This is a genomic window from Burkholderia sp. E168m23, assembly GCF_016586125.1.
Lineage (GTDB): Bacteria > Pseudomonadota > Gammaproteobacteria > Burkholderiales > Burkholderiaceae > Burkholderia > Burkholderia orbicola.
Genome location: NZ_BCPP01000537.1, coordinates 1 through 4,890, shown reverse-complemented (window position 1 = coordinate 4,890; position 4,890 = coordinate 1). Strand labels below are relative to the sequence as shown.

Here is a 4,890-nt window from a genome sequence, read left to right as displayed (position 1 = left end):
GTGACGCTGGCGAGCGCCTCGGCCTCGGCGATCGCGGCCATGTGGCGCTGCGCGGCGGCCTCGGCTTCGGCGGTCGCTTCCGCATGGCGCTTCGCGGCGGCTTCGGCTTCGGCGGTTGCCGCGGCATGGCGTTGCGCGGCCGCGTCGGCTTCGGTCGCGGCGGCGTGATGACGCTGCGCGGCGGCCTCGGCTTCGGCGATCGCCGCCGCGTGGCGCTGCGACGCGGCTTCGGCATCCGCGTGACGTTGCGCGAGCGCTTCGGTCAGCGCGGTGGCTTCCGCATGGCGTTGCGACGCGGCTTCGGCTTGCGTGGCGGCATCCGTATGACGTTGGGCGGCCGCTTCGGCGGCGGCGGTGGCGTCGGCATGGCGCCGCTGCGCGGCTTCGGCATCGGCGGCCGCGGCCGTGTGGCGCTGCGCGGCGGCCTGCGCTTCGGCTTCCGCCGCCGCGTGACGCTCGGCCGCGGCCCGGGCTTCCGCTGCCGCGGCGCGCGCGAACGCTTCCGCGCTGCGTGCCGCCTGCTGCGCGGCGTGGTGATCGTGGAGGAGCTGATCGACGCCCGTGGCGAGCGAAGCGATCTGATCGTTCAGGTTCATGCGTGTCTTCTCTGCGTAAGACCCGCGATTTTAACCGCTGCGCCGATGCCGGTCCGCGCGCGACGTGTAACAAAGTGCGCAAAGCGGCGCGAGGGGCGCCGCTTTGTGTTACTTGAGGTAGCCCGCCGAGCCGAACCAGTCCAGTGCATCGCGCAGCCCTTCGCGATACGGGCGCGCACGGTAGCCGAGTTCGCGCTCGGCCTTCGCGGACGTGAAATACATCTTGTTCTTCGACATCCGCAGCCCGTCGACGGTGACGAACGGCTCCTTCTTCGTGAACTTTGCGACCGCTTCGGCGCCGACCGCGAGCGGGTACAGCGGCCAGCGCGGCAGCGCGATCGTCGGCGCCTTGCGGCCGGTCATCTGCGCGATGTCCGCGAGCATCTGCTGCAGCGGCAGGTTCTCGCCGCCGAGGATGTAGCGCTCGCCGATCCGGCCGCGCTCGAGCGCGAGGAAGTGGCCGTGCGCGACGTCGTCGACGTGCACGAGGTTCAGCCCCGTATCGACGAACGCAGGAATCTTGCCGAGCGCGGCCTCGACGATGATGCGGCCGGTCGGCGTCGGCTTCACGTCGCGCGGGCCGATCGGCGTCGACGGATTGACGATCACGGCCGGCAGCCCTTCGTCGGCGATCATCCGTTCGACCGCGCGCTCCGCGAGCACCTTGCTGCGCTTGTAGACGCCGATCGCCTGCTCGGCCGTGAGCGGCCGGTTCTCGTCGGACGGATCGCCGGCGCTCGTCACCTTCAGCGTCGCGACGCTGCTCGTGTAGACGATCCGCTCGACGCCTTCGGCGCGGGCCGCGCGCATCGTCGCGACCGCGCCTTCGAGGTTCGCGCGCTCGATCTCGTCGGGGTCGGGTGCCCACAGCCGGTAGTCGGCCGCGACGTGCAGCAGGTAGCGCACGCCGCGCAGCGCGGCGCGCATCGACGCCTCGTCGCGCATGTCGCCGGTGACGATCTCGGCATCGAGATCCGCGACGTTCGTGCGCGGGCTGGTGGGGCGCACGAGCACGCGCACCGCATAGCCTTTCTGCTGCGCGATGCGCGCGACGGCCGAGCCGACGAAACCGGATGCGCCGGTGACGAGAACGAGATCGCGGGAGGTATCAGTCATGCGTTTCCTTCAGGGCCGCGCGGGCGGCGCGGCGGTTGGGCATCGGCGAGATTGTACGTGGTCGGCGTGCGCGGCGACGCCCGGCCGGCGCGTGTGCGAAGCGGCCGACGCGACTACAATGCCGGGCTTGAATGCAACGGGAGGGCGACGCGATGAGCCGCAATGAACTGGACGAACGGATCGAGACCTACTACGTGCGGGTGCGCGGCGTCGTGCAGGGCGTCGGCTTTCGTCATGCGACGGTGCGCGAGGCGCATGCGCTGAAGCTGCGCGGCTGGGTCGCGAATCTGGAGGACGGCACCGTCGAGGCGATGATCCAGGGCCCCGGCGCGCAGATCGACCGGATGCTCGCGTGGCTGCGTCACGGGCCGCCCGCCGCGCGCGTGACCGAGGTGACGTTCGAGGAACGCCGGACCGAGAAGCGCTTCGAACGCTTCCAGCAGCAGTAAAAAAGGCACAAAACGATCATGACGGGGTATCCGGAAGCCGGGCGCGGTCTCACGCTGTCGGTGATGGCGTCGACGCTGTTCGCGCTGATGTCGGCTTACGCGAAACTGCTCGCGCCGCTCACCGGGCTCGACATCTTCGCGTGGCGCATCGTGTGGACCGCGCCGGGCGCGCTCGCGCTGATCGCGCTGCGCGGCCGCTGGCCGGCGCTCGTCGAGCTGGCGCGGCGCAGCGCGCGCGACTGGCGCCTGCTGATCGCGCTGCCGGCGAGCGCGGCGCTGCTCGGCGTGCAGCTGTGGCTGTTCCTGTGGGCGCCGCTGCACGGCCGCATGCTCGAAGTGTCGCTCGGCTATTTCCTGCTGCCGCTGACGATGGTGCTCGTCGGCCGCTTCTACTATCACGAACGGCTCGACCCGCTGCAATGGGCGGCGGTCGCGTGCGCGGCGCTCGGCGTCGCGCACGAGGTGTGGGCGACGCGCGCGTTCGCGTGGCCGACGCTGGTCGTCGCGCTCGGCTATCCGCCGTATTTCGTGCTGCGCCGGCGGATCAACGCCGATTCGCTGGCTGCCTTCGCGGTCGAGATCGTGCTGCTGTGCCCGATCGCGTTCGCGATGGTCGCGACGAGCGCGACGCAGGTCGCCGGCCAGCCGCTGCTGTGGGCCGCGCTGCTGCCGGGGCTCGGCATCCTCAGCACGCTCGCGCTCGCGAGCTACCTGAAGGCGAGCCGGATGCTGCCGATGGCGCTGTTCGGGATTCTCGGCTACGTCGAGCCTGTGCTGCTCGTCGTGGTGTCGCTGCTGCTGCTCGGCGAAACGCTGAGCGTCGCGCAGCTCGCGACGTACGGGCCGATCTGGGTCGCCGTCGCGCTGACCGCATGGCGCAGCGCGATGCTGATGCGGCGCTTGCCCGCGCGCGGATGACCGCCTCGTCGCGATGCGCCGGCCGTGCGCAACGTGCCGCGCAGCGCGCTTCATCCGAGCGTCGAATACCGCGCGTCGCGCTGCCGACTTCCGCTCACTCCCGCCGAATCCCTCGATCCTGACCGCCAACTGGCGACGCGCTGACGCGAATCTGGCGGTGCTGTCTGCTTCGCCGCGCAACGCTCGCGCTTGTAATCGAACAGAAGATTCGGTTGCACTTTGTTACTTAGGGTCTCCCCTGATCGGCTACTAGACTGGCCTGACCGACTTCCCTTCGTATGCAGCTTTTCAATGAACGGTCATCTCCGTGCCTGGCCAGCCGGGTTGGCGCGATGCGGGCATACGCGTATCGCCGCTGATCGCGCTCGCCGTCTCTCTCCCGATCCTTTCCCCGGTGCGTGCCGCACCGCCGTCGTGCAGGTGCGCTCATGTCGTTGAGCCCGCCGCGTTCCGCCATGGTGCAGCCGTCGCGCAGCGGCCGTCTGATCGAAGTCGACTTCTTTCGCGGGCTCGTGCTGTTGATGATCGTCGTCGATCACATCGGCGCGAGCGTGCTGTCGCGCATGACGCTGCACGCGTTCGCGCTGTGCGATGCGGCCGAGGTGTTCGTGTTCCTCGGCGGCTTCGCGACCGCGAGCGCGTATGGCGCGATCGCCGAGCGACACGGCGCGCGCGCCGCGCAGCAGCGGTTCGTGCGGCGCGCGATGCAGATCTACCGCGCGTTTCTCGCGACGTCGACGCTGATGCTCGTCGTGTCGGCCGTGCTCGATCACTTCGGCATCGACGCGCCGAACCTCGCGCTCGACGACGTCAGCGTGATGCTCGCGTCGCCGCTCACGGGTCTCGCCGAACTGTTGACGTTCCAGCGCCAGCCGTATCTCGCGTCGGTGCTGCCGATGTACGTGCTGTTCGCGCTCGCGTCGCCGGTGCTGGTGCCGTTCGCGCGGCGCCATCCGTGGCTGCTCGTCGCGATCAGCGCCGCGTCGTGGCTCGCCGCGGGCTGGCTCGGCCCGGAACTGCTGGACACCGACGGCTTCCGCTGGAGCTTCAACCCGTTCGCGTGGCAACTGATGTTCGTCGCCGGCGTGCTCGCACGCTGCCAGCCGTTCTACCGGCACGTCGCACTCGGTCGCTGGGGCGCCGCGGCGACCGGGCTCGCGTGCGCGATCGTGCTCGGCTGCGCGAGCTACAAGCTGTTCTCGGGGCTGCCGGTGCCCGAAGGCGTGCTCAAGCGCGATCTCGCGCTGCCGCGCGTGGTGAGCTTCGCGGCCATCGCGTGGCTGATGGCCGATTGCGTGCGCTTCGGCTGGATCGCGCGGATCGCGCAGGGCGTGCAGCCCGTCGTGGCGGTCGGCCAGCGCGGGCTGATCTGCTTCGTCGCGGGCGCGGCGATCTCGCTCGTGATCGATTCGCTGCTGCACCCGGTCGTGCATAGCGCCGATCTGCGGCACGTCGGCGTGGGCCTCGTCGCCGACGCGTGCGCGGTCGGGCTGATGATGGCGGTGGCGGGTTCGGGAACGTGGATCGCGCGATGGCGCGGCGCGGCGGCGTAGGCGCGCGCAGGCTGGTGTGCGGCGCGGCAGGCGCCGCGCGGTGTCAGTGAGGTGAGCCGATACGGGAGCGGGGCGTGGCGGTTGCGTCGTCGGATTCGGCGTCGTCGCGTTCGTCCTGCGCCGGCTCGTCGCGCTCCGCGAGCACCGCGTCGGCTTCGGCCGCGGCCCGGGCGGCGCGCATCGCGGTGCAGCGCTGCGCGTGCCGGATGTCCGACAGGATTCTCAAAAGCCGCGTTGTCTTGCTTTTCATCGTGTTCT

Annotated in this window: 5 protein-coding genes and 1 pseudogene; 3 read left to right on the top strand and 3 right to left on the bottom strand. The window is 70.6% G+C overall.

Features of this window, described 5'->3' with window-relative positions; translation table 11 throughout:
* Both JMF90_RS24120 and hpnA read right to left on the bottom strand, forming a co-directional pair.
* Window positions 1-596 (bottom strand): annotated as a pseudogene (locus JMF90_RS24120) (phage tail protein); the annotation flags it as partial.
* Between the two features lie 108 nt (window positions 597-704).
* Window positions 705-1,712, bottom strand: coding sequence for a hopanoid-associated sugar epimerase (hpnA, locus tag JMF90_RS24115; RefSeq protein ID WP_011353724.1), 1,008 nt, complete (start codon window positions 1,710-1,712; stop codon window positions 705-707).
* A gap of 152 nt (window positions 1,713-1,864) precedes the next feature.
* Here hpnA and JMF90_RS24110 point away from each other — a divergent pair, with 152 nt between their 5' ends.
* The 3 genes from JMF90_RS24110 to JMF90_RS24100 all read left to right on the top strand — a co-directional run bounded on the left by JMF90_RS24110 (window position 1,865) and on the right by JMF90_RS24100 (window position 4,632).
* Window positions 1,865-2,161 (top strand): acylphosphatase, encoded by a 297-nt coding sequence (locus tag JMF90_RS24110; protein WP_006480292.1) that lies wholly within the window; start codon window positions 1,865-1,867, stop codon window positions 2,159-2,161.
* An 18-nt stretch (window positions 2,162-2,179) separates the two neighbouring features.
* Window positions 2,180-3,079, top strand: coding sequence for an EamA family transporter RarD (rarD, locus tag JMF90_RS24105; RefSeq protein ID WP_011548885.1), 900 nt, complete (start codon window positions 2,180-2,182; stop codon window positions 3,077-3,079).
* Between the two features lie 428 nt (window positions 3,080-3,507).
* A complete protein-coding gene (locus JMF90_RS24100) occupies window positions 3,508-4,632 on the top strand; it encodes an OpgC domain-containing protein (protein ID WP_011548886.1) in 1,125 nt (374 codons plus the stop codon).
* 43 nt (window positions 4,633-4,675) lie between these two features.
* Here the strand turns inward: JMF90_RS24100 and JMF90_RS24095 are convergent, their stop codons facing one another.
* Window positions 4,676-4,882 carry a hypothetical protein gene (locus JMF90_RS24095; RefSeq protein WP_011694889.1) on the bottom strand — a complete coding sequence of 69 codons (207 nt, stop codon included), beginning with the start codon at window positions 4,880-4,882 and terminating at the stop codon, window positions 4,676-4,678.
* Window positions 4,883-4,890 lie beyond the last annotated feature (8 nt).